This is a genomic window from Rothia sp. QJM3NY_36 (assembly GCF_056173115.1).
Window position 1 is genome coordinate 855,775 of the sequence record NZ_CM149658.1, and the last position, 15,981, is coordinate 871,755.

The window sequence follows — 15,981 nt, forward strand, 5'->3', positions numbered from 1 at the left end:
CTTCGTGATGATGGGCGAGGTCGACCGGGGGCTCAGCCCCGGAAGCGGTCGGGGACCTCGAAGTCGAAGATCCCGGAGTCGAACCGGCCGTAGCCGGCGTAGTCCACGAGCTCGTAGAGGCGCTGGCGGGTGAGCATCTGATCCACCGCGGCCTCCTGGGTGCCCTCTGCGGCGATGGTCTCAAGGACCCGCTCCATCGCCCCCAGGGAGGCGCGCAGCAGGGTCACCGGGTAGATGATCAGGTTCACTCCGGCCGCGGCGAGCTCATCCTTCGTGTAGAGCTGGGAGCGGCCGAACTCCGTCATGTTGGCCAGGATCGGGACGTCGACGGCGGCGCGCACCATCTCGAACTCCTCGAGCGAGGTCATCGCCTCGGGGAAGATGGCATCCGCCCCGGCCTCGACGAGCCGGCGCATCCGAGCGATCGCGGCCTCCAGCCCCTCCACCCCGCGCAGGTCGGTGCGCGCCATGATCAGGAAGTTCTCATCGCGACGGGCCTGCGCTGCGGCCGCGATGCGCTGCAGGGCGGTCTGCTCGTCGACGACGTTCTTGTTCTCCAGGTGCCCGCAGCGCTTGGGGTTGACCTGGTCCTCGATGTGGCACCCGGCCAGTCCGGCGTCTTCGAGCTCCTGGACGGTGCGGGCGACGTTCATCGGCTCGCCGAAGCCGGTGTCGGCGTCGACGATGGCCGGCAGATCCGTCATCCGGGCGATCTGCCCGGCCCGGGTGGCGACCTCCGAGAGGGTGGTCAGCCCGATATCGGGGAAGCCCAGCTCATTGGCCAGCACGGCCCCGGAGATGTAGACGCCGTCGTAGCCCTTCTCCTGGATCAGCTTGGCCGAGATCGGGGTGTAGGCCCCCGGGAACTGGCGGACCGTCCCGGAAGCGAGCATCTCGCGCAGCGCGATCCGCTTCCGGGCGGCGGTGGTCTGGGGGTACAGCATCAGAACAGTCCCTTCGCTCCGGTCTCCAGCGGGATGTCCGCGGTGATGTTCAGTGCATCGAGTTCGCCGACCGCGAGGTTCGGCAGCTCCTCGGCGGCCTGGATGAACCGCTCGAGCTCGGTCTCGGCCACGGAGCCCTCGGCGAGGGCGCGCAGCTTGGTCAGGTACTGCTCGCGGGCGAAGGGCCGGGCGCCCAGCGGGTGGGCGTCGGCCACCGCGATCTCCTCGACGAGCCGCGAGCCGTCGGCCAGCCGGATCTCGGCCCGCCCGCCGAAGGCCTTCTCCTGCGGGTCGGTGGAGTGGTAGCGGCGGGTCCACTCCGGGTCTTCCTCGGTGGTGACCTTGTGCCACAGCGCCACGGTGTCCGGGCGGGCCGCGCGCTCGGGGGCGTAGGAGCGGTTGTGCTCCCACTGCCCGTCCTGCAGGGCGACGGTGAAGATGTAGGGGATCGAGTGGTCGAGGGTCTCGCGGGAGGCCTGCGGGTCGTACTTCTGCGGATCCTTGGCCCCGGAGCCGATCACGTCGTGGGTGTGGTGGGAGGTGTGCAGCACGATCGACTCGACGTTCTGCGGGTCTGTGAGCTCGGGGTGCTCGCGGTGCAGCCTGCGGGCCAGGTCGATCCAGGCCTGGGCCTGGTACTCGGCGGAGTGCTCCTTGGTGTAGGTCTCCAGGATGCCGAGCTTGGGTTCCCCGGGGGCCGGCAGGGGGACCTCGTAGGAGGCGTCGGGGCCGTCCAGCAGCCAGGCGATCACCCCGTCCTCGCCCTCGTAGATCGGCACGGGGGAGGTCTGCCCGCGCATCGCCCGGTCCACGGCCTCGACCGCCATCTTCCCGGCGAAGGCCGGGGCGTGGGCCTTCCAGGTGGAGATCTCCCCCTTGCGGGACTGGCGGGTCGCGGTGGTGGTGTGCAGGGCCTGGCCGATCGCCTGGAAGATCGTCTCGGCGTCGAGGTCGAGCAGGGTTCCGATCCCTGCGGCCGCCGAGGGCCCCAGGTGGGCGACGTGGTCGATCTTGTGCCGGTGCAGGGAGATGGCCTTGACCAGGTCCACCTGGATCTCGTAGCCGGTGGCGATGCCGCGGATCAGGTCCCGGCCCGAGCGCCCGGCATGCTGGGCCACCGCGAGGATCGGCGGGATGTTGTCCCCGGGGTGGGAGTACTCGGCGGACAGGAAGGTGTCGTGGTAGTCCAGCTCCCGCACCGCGACCCCGTTGGCCCAGGCGGCCCACTCGGGGGAGACCCGGCAGGTGGCGGCGTCGACGCCGATCAGGGCCGCACCGGACCCGCCGGGGCCGGGGGCATGGGTCAGGGCCTGGTCGCGCGCGGAGACGATGGGGCCGCGGTTCAGCGAGGCGATGGCCACCGCGGCGTTGTCCAGGATCCGGTTGATGACCATCTCCTGGACCTCGGGGGTGACCTCGACCGGGTCGGTCGCGACCTTCGCGATCTTGTGGGCGAGCTGCTGCTCGCGGGGCAGGTTCTCCTCGCTGCGGTGCACGCGCACGGTGTGGGTGACGGTCACGGGTCAGTCCTTTCGATCTTCGGGGCGGCGGGGCCCAGAGGGCGGACGTCCACCGGGGTCGGTGCGGATTGCTGGTGCTCGAGGCGGCGCACGGCCCGCAGGATGGCGCTCAGCGCCCGATCCAGGTGCACCAGGGTCGCGGCGCGGGCCAGCTCGGGATTCCCGGAGGCCACGGCGCGGGCGATCTGGGCGTGCTCGGCGGCCGCCGCGCGCAGGCGCGCCTCGTCCTTCCGGGACAGCCGGCGCACCCGCTGCAGGTGCGCTCGCAGCTGCTCCTGGGCGTGGCGCAGCCAGGCGCTGTCCGCGGCCTCGTCCAGGGCCTCGTCCAGCGAGGCCACCAGGGCGTAGTAGGCGCTGCGATCGGCGTCGTCCCCGGCCAGCGCGGCCCCCATCCGCTCCAGGCGCTCGGCCAGCCGGTCGAAGACCCGCGGATCCGCCCGCCGGGCCGCCAGGGCCGCGGTCTGGGTATCCAGGGCCTCGCGCAGCTCGAACATCTCGCGCACGCCGTCCGCGGAGACCTCGGCGACGACGACGCCGCGGCCCGGGCGGGGTGCGGCCAGTCCGTCCCCGAGCAGCCGGGAGACGGCCTCGCGCACGGGGGTGCGGGAGACGCCGAGCTGATCGGCCAGCTCGACCTCGCCGAGGATCGTCCCGGGAGGCCGGTGCCACCCGATGATCTCCTCGCGCAGGATCCCGTAGACCCGGTCCGATGCTCGCACCCGTCCCCTCCTCGCCGTCGCTGTGATGTGGATGACTCCATGTATACAGAACTTCTCCGGATGGGGCAACAACGGCAGTTCCCGTCGCTTCGAACGGATGTTGTGTATTCACTGCCCTTGTCAGCTATGGCGCAGAACACTATGTTGGTCTGCACAGCACGGAAGGAGACCCTGCGCCATGACCCCCACCTACCGCCGGACCTACGCCGAGAGCCTCGAGGATCCCGAGGGCTTCTGGCTGCGCGCGGCGCAGCTGATCGACTGGGAGCAGGCCCCCACCCGGGCCCTGGACGACTCCGCCGCCCCGCTGTACCGCTGGTTCCCCGATGCGACGCTGAACACCTGCTTCAACGCGGTGGACCGGCACGTGCGCGACGGGCGCGGGGACCAGGTGGCGATCCTGCACGACTCCCCGGTCACCGGCACCCGCACCGAGATCACCTACGCCCGCCTCCAAGAGGAGGTCGCGGCCTTCGCCGGGGCGCTGGCCGCGGCCGGGGTGGGCACGGGGGACCGGGTGCTGATCTACCTGCCGATGATCCCCGCCGCCCCCGTGGCCATGCTCGCCTGCGCCCGGCTGGGTGCCGTGCACTCCGTCGTCTTCGGCGGCTTCGCTCCGGCGGAGCTGGCCAGCAGGATCGACGACTGCCGCCCGGTCGCCGTCGTCACCGCCACCGGCGGGATCGAGCCCACGCGGCGCATCGAGTACCTGCCGGCCGTGGAGGAGGCGCTGCGCCTGGCCGAGCACCCGCCGGGCGCGGTCTTCGTGCGCCACCGCGAGGGCTTCGCGACCACGCTGGCCGAGGTCGCGGCCCGGGCCGGGACCGACGGGCAGCCCGCCTGCGCCTGGCGGGACTGGGAGGAGGCCGCGGCCGCCGCCGAGCCCGCCGGATGCACCACCGTCCGAGCCACCGACCCGCTGTACATCCTCTACACCTCCGGGACCACCGGCGCCCCCAAGGGCGTCGTGCGCGACGCCGGCTCCCACGCGGTGGCCCTGCGCTGGTCGATGGAGGCGATCTACGACGTCGGACCGGGCCAGACGATGTTCACCGCCTCCGACGTCGGGTGGGTCGTCGGGCACAGCTACATCGTCTACGCGCCCCTGCTGACCGGGGCGACCACCGTGCTCTACGAGGGCAAGCCGGTGGGCACCCCCGACGCCGGCGCGTTCTGGCGGGTCGCGGCCCAGGCCCACGCGCGGGCCCTGTTCACCGCACCCACCGCGCTGCGCGCGATCCGCCGGGCCGACCCCGACGGCGAGCTGATCCGGGATTGCGACCTGTCCGACCTGCAGACCCTGTTCGTGGCGGGGGAGCGACTGGACCCGGAAACCCTCGGCTGGGCCGAGGAGGTCTTGGGCGTGCCGGTGATCGACAACTGGTGGCAGACCGAGACGGGCTGGCCCATCGCCGCGAATCCGCGCGGGCTGGAGCCCCTGTCGGTGAAATCCGGCTCCCCGACGGTGCCCGTGCCCGGGTACCGGGTGGAGGTCCTGGGACCGCTCGGCGAGCCCGTGCCCGCCGGGACCGAGGGCAACCTGGTGCTGCGCCTGCCCCTGCCGCCGGGGTGCCTGCCGACCCTGTGGGGCGATGACCAGCGCTTCGTCTCCTCCTACCTGTCCGCCTTCGAGGGCTGCTACGCCACGGGGGACTCCGGCTACCTCGACGCGGACGGCTACGTCTACGTCATGGGACGCACGGACGACGTCATCAACGTCTCCGGGCACAGGCTGTCCACCGGGGCGATGGAGCAGGTCCTGGCCGCGCACCCCGCGGTGGCCGAGGCCGCGGTGATCGGGGTGGCCGATGAGCTCAAGGGGCAGCGGCCCTCCGGCTACGTGGTGCTGCGTCGGGACGCCGAGATCGAGGAGCGGCGGCTGGGCGAGGAGCTGGTGGCGATGATGCGCCAGCGCATCGGGGCGGTCGCCGACTTCAAGCACGTGCGGGTGGTCTCCGCGCTGCCCAAGACCCGCTCCGGCAAGATCCTCCGCAAGACGATGCGCCAGATCGCCGACGGCGAGGACTGCCGCGTGCCCTCCACCATCGAGGATCCGGCCGTGCTGGAGGACCTGGTGCCCGTGCTGCACGGCTCCTGACGCCCTGCGACCCTGAAGGATCCCGCGTGTGATGCGGAGGACGCGATATGCATCATGACGGTATAGGATCGCCTGGCACACCATCTCATCCACCTGCGAGGAGCCGTTCATGGCCCAGACCTCCGACGCCGCCCGCTCGGCGTCCGCCACCCCGTGGTACCGCTCGGGAACCCACCTGCTGTACCTGTCCGTGATCGCCGGGGTCGTGCTCGGCGCGGCCCTCGGATTGATCGCCCCCGGCACCGGGAAGGCGCTCGCGCCCATCGGCACCGGCTTCGTCGCGCTGATCAAGATGCTCATCGCTCCGGTGATCTTCTGCACCATCGTCATCGGCGTCGGCTCGGTGGCCAAGGCCGCGACGGTGGGTCGGGTCGGCGGGATGGCGCTGATCTACTTCGTGCTGATGTCCACCTTCGCCCTGGTCATCGGCCTGGTCGTGGGCAACCTCATCCACCCCGGGGACGACCTGCACTACCACTCGGGCCACTACGAGGTCGCCGCTGCCGAATCCACCGGCTGGGCCAACACCGGCAACCACACCGTGGACTTCCTGCTCAACATCATTCCCAGCTCCCTGCTCAACGCCCTCGTCTCCGGGAACATCCTCCAGGCCCTGTTCGTGGCGCTGCTGGTGGGCTTCGCCCTGCAGCGCATGGGCGAGGCGGGCAAACCCATCCTGAAGTTCATCACCTATCTGCAGGCCGTCGTCTTCCGCATCCTCATGATGATCATGTGGGTCGCTCCGCTGGGTGCCTTCGGGGCCATGGCCGGGGTCGTCGGGGCCACCGGGATCAAGGCCGTCGGGCAGATGGCCCTGCTGATGCTGGCCTTCTACATCACCTGCGCCCTGTTCATTCTCGTGATCCTCGGCGGGCTGCTGAAGCTGGCCACCGGGCTGAACATCCTCAAGCTGCTGAAGTACCTCGGGCGGGAGTACCTGCTGATCTTCTCCACCTCATCCTCCGAGGCAGCCCTGCCGCGGCTGATCGCCAAGATGGAGCACACCGGGGTGGACAAGTCCGTCGTCGGCATCGTCGTGCCCACCGGGTACTCCTTCAACCTCGACGGCACCGCGATATACCTGACCATGGCCTCGATCTTCGTCGCCGACGCCATGGGCAAGCCGCTGAACATCGGCGAGCAGGTCTCCCTGCTGATCTTCATGATCATCGCCTCCAAGGGCGCGGCCGGGGTCACCGGCGCGGGCCTGGCCACCCTGGCCGGCGGCCTGCAGTCCCACCGACCCGAGCTGGTGGACGGGGTCTCCCTGATCGTGGGCATCGACAAGTTCATGTCCGAGGCCCGCGCCCTGACCAACTTCACCGGCAACGCCGTGGCCACCCTGCTGATGGGCAGGTGGAACCGCATGGTGGATCTGGACCGGGCACGGCGCGTGCTCGACGGCGAGCTGCCCTTCAACGAGGCCGACCTCGCGGAGAACCCGCACTACGAGGAGGTCCAGGGGGACAGGAACGTGGACCAGGCCGTCGTGCTGAAGTCCCCGACCAAGCAGATGCCCACCGTCGAGGGTCCCCGGCAGGCCGGCTCCACGACGATCCAGGACCTGGACTCCTGACCCGAGCCCGGAACGGCGCCCCGTCCGCCCCACCGGGTGCGACGCCGTCCCGGTCGGGCCCGCCCGTCCAGCGCCGCTGCCCCGAACCCGCCCCGCCCTCCCCGGCGGGGCGGTAGGGTTTAATCCCGAGCCAGAACTGTCCCCGACGACGGAAAGCCGCTTGTGACTGCATCTACTACCCCCGACGCCAACCTCGGGCCCACCGGGCGCCCCCTGCGCACCTTCCCCGATCCCCCCGAGCTGACCGAGCACGGCCCCGCCCGGGTGATCGCGATGGTCAACCAGAAGGGCGGGGTCGGCAAGACCACCTCGACCATCAACCTCGGCGCCGCGCTCGCGGAGCTCGGACGCAGGGTGCTCATGGTGGACTTCGATCCCCAGGGCGCCCTGTCCGCCGGCTTCGGCGTGAACCCGCACGAGCTGGACACCACCGTGTACACCGTGATGATGGATCGCAAGACGGACGTGCGCGAGGCCATCCGGGCCACCGAGTTCCCGAACATGGACCTGCTGCCGGCCAACATCGACCTCTCCGCCGCGGAGGTGCAGCTGGTCAACGAGGTCGCTCGCGAGCAGGTGCTGTCCTCCGCGCTGAAGAAGGTCAAGGACGACTACGACGTCGTGCTCATCGACTGCCAGCCCTCCCTGGGGCTGCTCACTGTCAACGCCCTGACCGCCGCGGACGGGGTCATCATCCCCCTGATCTGCGAGTTCTTCGCGCTGCGGGCCGTGGCCCTGCTGGTGGACTCCATCGAGAAGGTCCAGGACCGGCTGAACCCGGACCTGCGCATCGACGGGGTCCTGGCGACGATGTTCGACTCCCGCACCCTGCACTCCAAGGAGGTGCTGGCCCGCATCGTGGACGCCTTCGGTGACAAGGTCTTCGACACCGTCATCAAGCGCACCGTGAAGTTCCCGGACGCCACCGTCTCCGCGGAGCCGATCCTGACCTACGCCCCCACCCACACCGGGGCGATCGCCTACCGGGAGCTGGCCAAGGAGCTCATCGAGCGCGGAGGCTCCCGCTGATCCAGGCGGCCCCCGCCCCGGGTGCGCCCGGGGATCTCGCCGCCGCGGCGGCGGACCCGCCCGAGGCCGACGAGGCCGCGGGCGTGTTCTCCGTGACCCTGGAGAACTTCGCCGGGCCCTTCGAGTTGCTGCTCAACCTCATCGGGCAGCGGCGCCTGGACATCACCGAGGTCGCGTTGGCCGAGGTCACCGACGAGTTCATCGCCTACGTGCGGGCCCTGCGCGACACCGGCCTGGAGCGGGCTCTGGACGAGGCCAGCGAGTTCCTCGTCGTCGCCGCGACCCTCCTGGACCTGAAGGCCGCCCGGCTGCTGCCGGCCGGGCAGGTGGAGGACGAGGAGGACATCGCGATGCTGGAGGCCCGGGATCTCCTGTTCGCCCGGCTCCTGCAGTACAAGGCCTTCAAGGACGTCTCCGGAATCCTTGCCGAGCGCTTCGACGCCGAGCGCAGCCGCTTCGCCCGCACCGTGCCCCTGGAACCGGAGCTGGCCTCGGCCCTGCCCGAGCTGGTGTTCACCGCGAGCCCGCAGGACCTGGCCCGGCTGGCCGAGCGGGCCCTGACCCCGCGGCAGGAGGACCCGCAGGAGGTCGGCACCGATCACCTGCACGGCGCACGGGTCACCGTGCGGGAGGAGGCCGAGCACCTGGCCGCCCGGCTGCGGCCCGGGGCCGCGCTGAGTTTCGCGCGCCTGGTCTCCGACGCCGAGGACCTGCTGGTGGTCGTCGTGCGGTTCCTGGCCCTGCTGGAGATGCACCGGGACCGGGTCGTCGCCTTCGCCCAGGAGACCCCGCTGGGGGAGCTGATGGTGCGCTGGGTGGGGGAGGACCCCACCTGGAGCGCGGTCCGACTGGCCGCGGACGACTACCAAGGGGCTGCCGCCGTCGCCCAGAGCCCAGCCGGTGCGGGGGCCGAAGCCGGCACAGCCGAGGAGGCCAGACCATGAACGAGGAGCAGACCGGGCGCGAGGAGGAGTCCGCGGTGCGGCTGCGTCCCGGCGGGGTCCGGGCGGCCGTGGAGGCCATCCTGATCGTCGCCGCGGCCCCGGTGGACGAGCTCGAGCTGGCCGAGGCGCTTCAGGTGCCGGCCGCCGAGGTGGCCGCGGCCCTGGAGCAGCTGGCCCGGGACTACGACGGGCACCCCGTCCCGGACGATGGCGGCACCCTCGAGCACAGCACCGCCGAGAACAGCACCACCGACCCCGACGCCGTCGGCCTCGGTACCGCGGCGTCTGATGCCGCCGAGCGTGAGGCAGGCGACCGCGACGGCGCGGACTCGGCGCGGTATGCTGAAGAGTCCGCCGTTCAGGCGCGTGCGCCGGAGACCGCCGGGTCCCGGGTCCGCGAGCCGCGCGGCGTGGAGCTGCGTCGGGTCGCCGGCGGGTGGCGGCTGTACTCCCGCACGGACTTCGCCCCCTGGGTGCGCCGCTTCGTGCAGGAGGGGCAGACCGCGAAGCTCTCCCAGGCCGCCCTGGAGACCCTCGCGGTGATCGCCTACCGCCAGCCGATCTCCCGCGCCCGGGTCTCCTCGATCCGCGGCGTGAACGTGGACGGCGTCGTGCGGACCCTGCGCACCCGCGGCCTCGTCGTCGAAGCCCAGGAACCCGGGGAATCCGGGGCGACCCTCTTCGAGACGACCCCGCTGTTCCTGGAGAAGATCGGCCTGGAATCCCTCGCGGACCTGCCGCCCATTGCCCCCCACCTGCCCGGGGCGGAGGACGTGGCCGAGTACGAGGACCGGGCGCCCGCACCGCGCCGCCGCGCACCGGCGCCACCGGGGCAGGAAGACCACCGATGAGGGGACCCGCACGCCGCGGGACCCAGCACGAGAAGATGAAGGACACCATGGCCAGCAGATCGACGGGACGTCAGAACAACGCCAGCGGCAGCACAGGGGGCGCAGGCTCCGCCAAGCCCGGCCCCTACCGCGGACCCAAGCCCGGAGGCTCCGGGCGACCGAGCGGCAAGCCCCGCCCGGGCCGCCCCGCCTCCTCCCGCCCGGGGGCCAAGCCGGGGGAGAAGAGGGTCGGCGGGCCCCGGCCCGGCGGGCGCCGGGACGCGCCGGCCGTGAAGTCCGGAGCGAATAAGTCCGACTCGAAGAAGTTCCGGCCCCGCAAGGGCCAGTCCGGCAAGATCTTCGCCCAGGAGCGCGGGGAGCGCCGGGCCGAGCAGCACTACCGCGGCCCGCACCGGCCCCGCCGCCCCCGGGCCGCCCCCGTGGACCGGCTGGACGTGCACGACCCCAATGGGGTGCGCCTGCAGAAGCTCATGGCCCAGGCCGGGGTCGCCTCCCGCCGGGTCTGCGAGCAGATGATCGAGGAGGGGCGCGTCGTCGTCGACGGCCAGCCCGTCACGGAGCTCGGCGTGCGCGTGGACCCGGCCAAGGCCACCGTGCAGGTGGACGGGATCACCATCCAGACCGACGAGTCCAAGGTCTACTACGCCTTCAACAAGCCCGAGGGCGTGCTGGCGACCATGGAGGACCCGGAGGGCCGGCCCTGCATCACCGACTACCTGGACCCCAACAAGCGCGAGCGGATCTTCCACGTGGGGCGCCTGGACGTGGCCACCGAGGGGCTGCTGCTGCTGACCAACGACGGCGAGCTGGCCAACCGGCTGATGCACCCCTCCTACGAGGTGCCCAAGAAGTACCTGGTGCAGGTGCGCGGGCCCATGGAGCACGGGGTCGGCGCGGAGATGAAGAAGGGCATCCGCCTGGAGGACGGGGTGGCCAGGGTCGACGAGTTCCGGCTCGTGGACTCCACCCCCGGGCACCTGCTCGTGGAGGTCACCATCCACTCCGGGCGCAACCGCATCGTGCGCCGCCTGTTCGACGCCGTCGGACACCCGGTGGAGAAGCTCGTGCGCACCGAGATGGGGCCGGTGCGCATCGGCTCCCAGAAGCAGGGCACCGTGCGCAACCTGTCCAAGGTCGAGATCGGCCAGCTGCTGGCCGCCGTGGAGCTGTAGCCCGTGCCCGCCCGTGCCCGCAGCGCCGTCGGCGCCACCGTGTCCGGCCCGGTCCTGATCATCGGGGCCGGGCTGCTCGGGGCCTCCGTCGGCCTCGGGCTGAGCCTGCAGGGCGTGCCCGTGTGGGTCCGGGACATCTCCCCGACCACCGAGGCCGTGGCCGCGGACCTCGGGGCCGGCTCCTCCTGGGCCGGGCTGGTCCGGGAGCTCGGGGAGGAGGGCGCACGCGCCGAGGCCGACCCGCAGCTGGTGGTCGTGGCCACCCCGCCCGACGTCGCCGGGGCCATGGCCGTGCAGGCGCTGCGGGACTTCCCGCGCGCCGTCGTGCTGGACATCGCCTCCGTGAAGGCCCCCATCCTCGCCGAGGTCCTGGCCTCCGGGGAAGACGCCCGCCGCTACATCGGCACCCACCCGATGGCCGGGCGGGAGCGCTCCGGGCCGGTGGCCGCGCGCGCGGAGCTGTTCACCTCCCGCCCCTGGGTGGTCTGCGAACACGAGGAGGTCGCCCCCGAGGGGGTGCGCCTGGCCCGCGGGCTGGGCCAGGACCTCGGCGGCATCGTGACCTTCCTGGATCCGGCCGAGCACGACGAGACCGTCGCCCTGATCTCCCACGTGCCGCAGGTGATGTCATCGCTGCTGGCCTCCCGGCTGCGCGACACCCCCCTGGAGGCGCTGGGCCTGGCCGGGCAGGGGCTGCGCGACACCACCCGGATCGCCGCCTCCGCGCCGGGCATGTGGGTGCAGATCCTCGCGGCCAACGCCGCCCCGGTGGTGCGCACCCTGTACGGGGTGCGCGCGGACCTGGACCGGCTCATCGGCACCCTCGAGGACCCGACCGCCGACGGCGCCCGCCTGGACATCGCCCAGCTGATGAGCGAGGGCAACGCCGGGGTGGCCCGCATCCCCGGCAAGCACGGCGGCTCCCCGAAGGCCTTCAGCGAGCTCACCGTGCTCGTGGACGACACCCCGGGGCAGATCGCCCGCCTGCTCACCGAGATCGGGGAGCTCGGCGTGAACGTCGAGGATGTGCGGATGGAGCACTCGCCCGGCCAGCCGGTGGGTATGGTCGAGGTAGCCGTGAATCCGACGGTGCACGAGCGGCTGGTGCAGGACCTGACCACCCGCGGGTGGCGGATCGCCCGCTGAGCGCTCGCGCCGACACCGCGCACCGCCCCCGGATGAACCAATCGACGACGATGGAGGAACCATGCCCGCAGACACCACGGACGGCGCCCGCGAGGAGGCGCTTGTGAAGGCCTCCGCTCCGGCGGAGCCGGCCGCATCCCAGTTCCGGGACGCGGACAACGCCGAAGCCTGGAAGTCGGAGCTCGTCATCGCCATCGACGGACCCTCCGGCTCCGGGAAGTCCTCGGTGGCCCGTGAGGTGGCCACCCGGCTGAAGCTGGCCTACCTGGACACCGGGGCCATGTACCGCGCCCTGACCTGGTGGGTCCTGGAGACCGGCACGGACCCGCAGGACGCCGAGGCCGTGGCCGAGGCCGCGAAGTCCCTGCCCCTTGAGCTGGGCACCGACCCGATCGTGGAGACCGTCATGTGCAACGGCGTGGACATCCGCGAGGCCATCCGCTCCGAGCGGGTCACCGCCGCGGTCTCCGCGGTGGCCAGCAACCCCGAGGCCCGTAAGGCCCTGATCGCCCAGCAGCGCCTGGAGATCGTCTCCAACGGCAAGCGCATCGTGGCCGAGGGGCGGGACATCACCACCGTCGTCGCCCCGGACGCCACCGTGCGGATCCTGCTGACCGCCTCCGAGGAGGTCCGCAAGGCCCGGCGCGGGGAGCAGCTGGGAGGGGACCGCACCTCGGAGCAGCTGGAGGCCGACGTCTCCCGGCGCGACGCCGCGGATTCGCGGGTCAACAACTTCACCGAGGCCGCCGAGGGCGTGGATCTCGTGGACTCCACGGACCTGGACTTCGAGCAGACCGTGGCCGAGGTGATCCGCGTGATCGACGAGACCGCGGCCCGCAACCACGAGCAGAAGCAGCAGGAAGGCTCCGGGGACTCCGGGACCGAGGACGACGAGCAGGAGAGCGGAGCATGAGCCCCGTCGGCGACGAATACGAGCAGAAGTACCTCGGCTCCACCGAGGGCGAGGACCTCGCCGAGTACCTGGAGAACCTCGACGAGGCCGAGGCGGAGCAGCGGGCCGAGGCCCTGCGCGCCGGGCTGGACGACTACGACCTGGAGGACGAGGACCGCCGGCTCCTGGTGGAGTGGGGCTTCGAGACCGGGCCGGAGGAGTCCGAGGAGCCGGACCCGGTGGTCGCCGTCGTCGGGCGCCCCAACGTCGGCAAGTCCACGATCATCAACCGCATCCTGGGTCGGCGCGAGGCCGTGGTCATGGACCAGCCAGGCGTGACCCGCGACCGGGTGTTCTACCAGGCCGAATGGAACGACAAGGCCTTCACCCTGGTGGACACCGGCGGGTGGGAATCCGATGCCAAGGGCATCAACGCGCAGGTCGCGGCCCAGGCGGAGCTGGCCGTGGCCCACGCCGACGTCGTGATCCTCGTGGTGGACGCCCTGGTGGGCATCACCGCGATGGACGAGGCGATCGTGCAGATGCTGCGCCGGGTGGACAAGCCGCTGCTGCTCGCCGCCAACAAGATCGACGACTCCCACCAGGAGCCCGAGGCCGCCGCGCTGTGGGGTCTGGGCATGGGCGAGCCGCACCCCGTCTCCGGGGTGCACGGACGCGGGATCGCGGACCTGCTGGACGAGCTGCTGAAGGTCATGCCGGAGCACTCCCAGTACGCCGAACCCGAGGCCTACGCCGGCCCGCGCCGCGTCGCCCTGGTGGGACGGCCCAACGTCGGTAAGTCCTCCCTGCTGAACAAGCTGGCCGGGGAGGAGCGGGCCGTGGTCAACGAGCTGGCCGGAACCACCCGGGATCCGGTGGATGAGCTCGTGGAGCTGGGCGGGCACGCCTTCCGCTTCGTGGACACCGCGGGCATACGGCGTCGGCAGCACATGGCCAAGGGAGCGGAGTTCTACGCCTCGCTGCGCACCCAGACCGCCCTGGAGCGCTCCGAGCTGGCCGTGGTGCTGCTGGACGTCTCCGAGCCGCTGTCCGAGCAGGACGTGCGCATCCTGCAGCTGACCATCGACTCCGGCCGGGCCATGGTGCTGGCCTTCAACAAGTGGGACACCCTGGACGAGGAGCGCCGCTACGACCTGGAACGGGAGATCGACCGGGACCTGGCCCACGTGGCCTGGGCGCCGCGGGTCAACATCTCCGCGAAGACCGGGTGGCACAAGGACAAGCTGGTCCCGGCGATGCTGAAGTCCCTGGAGGCCTGGGACTCCCGGATCCCGACCGGGCGGCTGAACGCCTTCCTCGGGGAGCTGGCCGCAGCCCACCCGCACCCGGTGCGCGGGGGCAAGCAGTCGCGGATCCTGTTCGGCACGCAGGTCTCCTCCCGCCCCCCGAAGTTCGTGCTGTTCACCACCGGGTTCCTGGATCCCGGGTACCGTCGGTTCATCACCCGGCGGCTGCGCGAGACCTTCGACTTCGAGGGCACCCCGATCGAGATCTCGATGCGCGTGCGCGAACGCCGCGGCCGCGGGACGGGCGGATCCGGACGCGGGAAGCGGTAGCGCGGACGCGAGGCTGCGCTTTCGTTCCTTCCCCTCCCGCGAGGCGGCGCATCCGTTCCCACTCCTCCCGCGAGGCGGCGCATCCGTTCCCGAAAGCGGGATTTCCGGGAACGGATGCGCCGGGTCGATGGGGAGTGGGAACGGGTGCGCCGTCTCGGCGAGGTGATCGGGGCCGGATCCGTGCCGCGTCGTGGTCTCGGGCCCGGGTGCTGTGCACCGGCGTCGATGTGCGCTGGACGGGCGCGGCGTGTACTATGGACCAGGTGCTCGGGGCTTCCCCGAGCCTCGGGAATTCGGGTTGTGGCGCAGCTTGGTAGCGCACTTGACTGGGGGTCAAGGGGTCGCAGGTTCAAATCCTGTCAACCCGACGAACAGCCGGGGTCGGCTCAGCGGAGATGCTGAGTCGGCCCCGGCTTTTCTTCGCGTCCACGGTGCTCCCGGGCCCTCACCGGACCGCCTCGGCCGTCGCCCCGCGGCAGCCACCTCCATGCGCGGTCGGAAGCGGGGGCGGAGGGGCTCCTGCGCACACCTGCGGGGACCGCGCGCTCTGTGCGGGAACGGACCGTGGCGTGGGGTCTCGGCCTCGGGTGCACTGGCACGTGCGGGGAGGGGATCCGGTGAGATGCCGCCCCCGATATTCTGCATGTGCGACACGTCACGTTAGGATGATGGGTGTCAGCCCGCAACGGAGCGGGGGCGCAAGGACCGGAGGAGACCGAAATGCCAGAGTCAACGTCGGTGCGCCAGCTGGTGGTCGAAGCGGATCGCGAGCTGTTCAGCGAGCACGACACCCGAGTGCTGCGGCGAAGCTTCGCCGCGGATTTCGTCGAGCACTCACCCCTCGTCGCCGACGGGCTGGCCGGGTTGGGCACGCTCGTCGAGGAGGCCGGACCGAGCCTGCGCCATGACGTCGCCCGTGTTCTCGTCGACGGCGATCTCGTGGCGCTGCACGGTGCCTATCCCGGATTGGCCGACGATGTGCTGATCGGCTTCGACATCTACCGCGTGGCCGGGGGGGGAAGATCGCCGAGCACTGGGACGGACTGGTCGAGGAGACCGCACCCAACCCCTCCGGACGCACCCAGTTGGACGGCAGGACGCAGCCGGATCCCGCGGTGGACACGGAGTCCAGCCGCCGCCTCGCCGTCGAGTTCTTCGAGGTAGTGCTGATCGGGCAGGACTATGAGGCGATACCGCGCTACACCAACGGCGAGGACTTCACCCAGCACGCCGCGGACATCGCCGACGGCGCCCAGAAGATGCAGGCGTTCCTGCAGAAGCTCAAGGACGACGGCTCCCCGCTGGTCTACGAGCGAATCCACCGCACCGTGGCACAGAACGACTTCGTGCTGACCCAGTCCGAGGGTTCCATCGACGGTCAGCGCCATTCCTTCTGCGAACTGTGGCGTGTCCAGGAGGGCCGGATCGTCGAGCTGTGGGATGCCATCAGCCCCCTGCCGGCCGACGCGAAGATGGCTCATCCGCACGGCGCCTTCTGAGCTGCGGCTCCCGG

The 15,981-nt window shown here is 71.6% G+C and carries 14 protein-coding genes and 1 tRNA gene; 12 read left to right on the forward strand and 3 right to left on the reverse strand.

What is annotated here, in order from left to right:
• Positions 1-32: 32 nt before the first annotated feature.
• The 3 genes from prpB to AC0VXQ_RS03740 are packed head-to-tail and all read right to left on the reverse strand — an operon-like array spanning position 33 to position 3,183.
• Complete coding sequence (gene prpB, locus AC0VXQ_RS03730) at positions 33-944, reverse strand: methylisocitrate lyase (RefSeq protein ID WP_055684697.1); 912 nt, start codon at positions 942-944, stop codon at positions 33-35.
• Positions 944-2,464 carry an MmgE/PrpD family protein gene (locus AC0VXQ_RS03735; protein ID WP_475529165.1) on the reverse strand — a complete coding sequence of 507 codons (1,521 nt, stop codon included), beginning with the start codon at positions 2,462-2,464 and terminating at the stop codon, positions 944-946. Before AC0VXQ_RS03735 ends, prpB begins: the two co-directional genes overlap by 1 nt.
• Positions 2,461-3,183: a GntR family transcriptional regulator gene (locus tag AC0VXQ_RS03740; protein ID WP_475529167.1), complete on the reverse strand. Its 723-nt coding sequence runs from the start codon at positions 3,181-3,183 to the stop codon at positions 2,461-2,463. The genes AC0VXQ_RS03735 and AC0VXQ_RS03740 overlap by 4 nt, the downstream gene beginning before the upstream one ends.
• Positions 3,184-3,361: 178 nt before the next feature.
• Here AC0VXQ_RS03740 and AC0VXQ_RS03745 point away from each other — a divergent pair, with 178 nt between their 5' ends.
• From AC0VXQ_RS03745 to AC0VXQ_RS03800, 12 genes are all read left to right on the forward strand, one after another.
• The gene (locus AC0VXQ_RS03745; protein ID WP_475529169.1) at positions 3,362-5,281 is read left to right on the forward strand and encodes an AMP-binding protein; all 1,920 of its coding nucleotides are present in this window, start codon (positions 3,362-3,364) and stop codon (positions 5,279-5,281) included.
• Positions 5,282-5,390: 109 nt separating this feature from the next.
• Positions 5,391-6,857, forward strand: coding sequence for a cation:dicarboxylate symporter family transporter (locus AC0VXQ_RS03750; RefSeq protein WP_058730976.1), 1,467 nt, complete (start codon positions 5,391-5,393; stop codon positions 6,855-6,857).
• A gap of 162 nt (positions 6,858-7,019) precedes the next feature.
• Complete coding sequence (locus tag AC0VXQ_RS03755; protein ID WP_331279329.1) at positions 7,020-7,886, forward strand: ParA family protein; 867 nt, start codon at positions 7,020-7,022, stop codon at positions 7,884-7,886.
• Between the two features lie 83 nt (positions 7,887-7,969).
• Positions 7,970-8,830, forward strand: coding sequence for a segregation and condensation protein A (locus AC0VXQ_RS03760; RefSeq protein ID WP_064725514.1), 861 nt, complete (start codon positions 7,970-7,972; stop codon positions 8,828-8,830).
• On the forward strand, positions 8,827-9,681 hold the full coding sequence (scpB, locus tag AC0VXQ_RS03765) for an SMC-Scp complex subunit ScpB (protein WP_055684691.1): 855 nt from the start codon (positions 8,827-8,829) through the stop codon (positions 9,679-9,681). The genes AC0VXQ_RS03760 and scpB overlap by 4 nt, the downstream gene beginning before the upstream one ends.
• A complete protein-coding gene (locus AC0VXQ_RS03770) occupies positions 9,678-10,853 on the forward strand; it encodes a pseudouridine synthase (RefSeq protein WP_414602871.1) in 1,176 nt (391 codons plus the stop codon). The genes scpB and AC0VXQ_RS03770 overlap by 4 nt, the downstream gene beginning before the upstream one ends.
• Positions 10,854-10,856: 3 nt before the next feature.
• Entirely contained in the window at positions 10,857-11,999 is a 1,143-nt protein-coding gene (locus AC0VXQ_RS03775) for a prephenate dehydrogenase (protein ID WP_328798771.1), read from the forward strand.
• Between the two features lie 61 nt (positions 12,000-12,060).
• A complete protein-coding gene (gene cmk / locus AC0VXQ_RS03780; protein ID WP_081046268.1) occupies positions 12,061-12,912 on the forward strand; it encodes a (d)CMP kinase in 852 nt (283 codons plus the stop codon).
• The gene (der, locus tag AC0VXQ_RS03785) at positions 12,909-14,468 is read left to right on the forward strand and encodes a ribosome biogenesis GTPase Der (protein ID WP_475529175.1); all 1,560 of its coding nucleotides are present in this window, start codon (positions 12,909-12,911) and stop codon (positions 14,466-14,468) included. Before cmk ends, der begins: the two co-directional genes overlap by 4 nt.
• Positions 14,469-14,762: 294 nt before the next feature.
• A tRNA-Pro gene (locus AC0VXQ_RS03790) sits at positions 14,763-14,836 on the forward strand.
• A 427-nt stretch (positions 14,837-15,263) separates the two neighbouring features.
• Positions 15,264-15,632 carry a nuclear transport factor 2 family protein gene (locus AC0VXQ_RS03795; RefSeq protein ID WP_475529371.1) on the forward strand — a complete coding sequence of 123 codons (369 nt, stop codon included), beginning with the start codon at positions 15,264-15,266 and terminating at the stop codon, positions 15,630-15,632.
• Entirely contained in the window at positions 15,584-15,967 is a 384-nt protein-coding gene (locus AC0VXQ_RS03800) for a nuclear transport factor 2 family protein (RefSeq protein ID WP_475529177.1), read from the forward strand. Before AC0VXQ_RS03795 ends, AC0VXQ_RS03800 begins: the two co-directional genes overlap by 49 nt.
• The last annotated feature ends 14 nt before the right edge of the window (positions 15,968-15,981 follow it).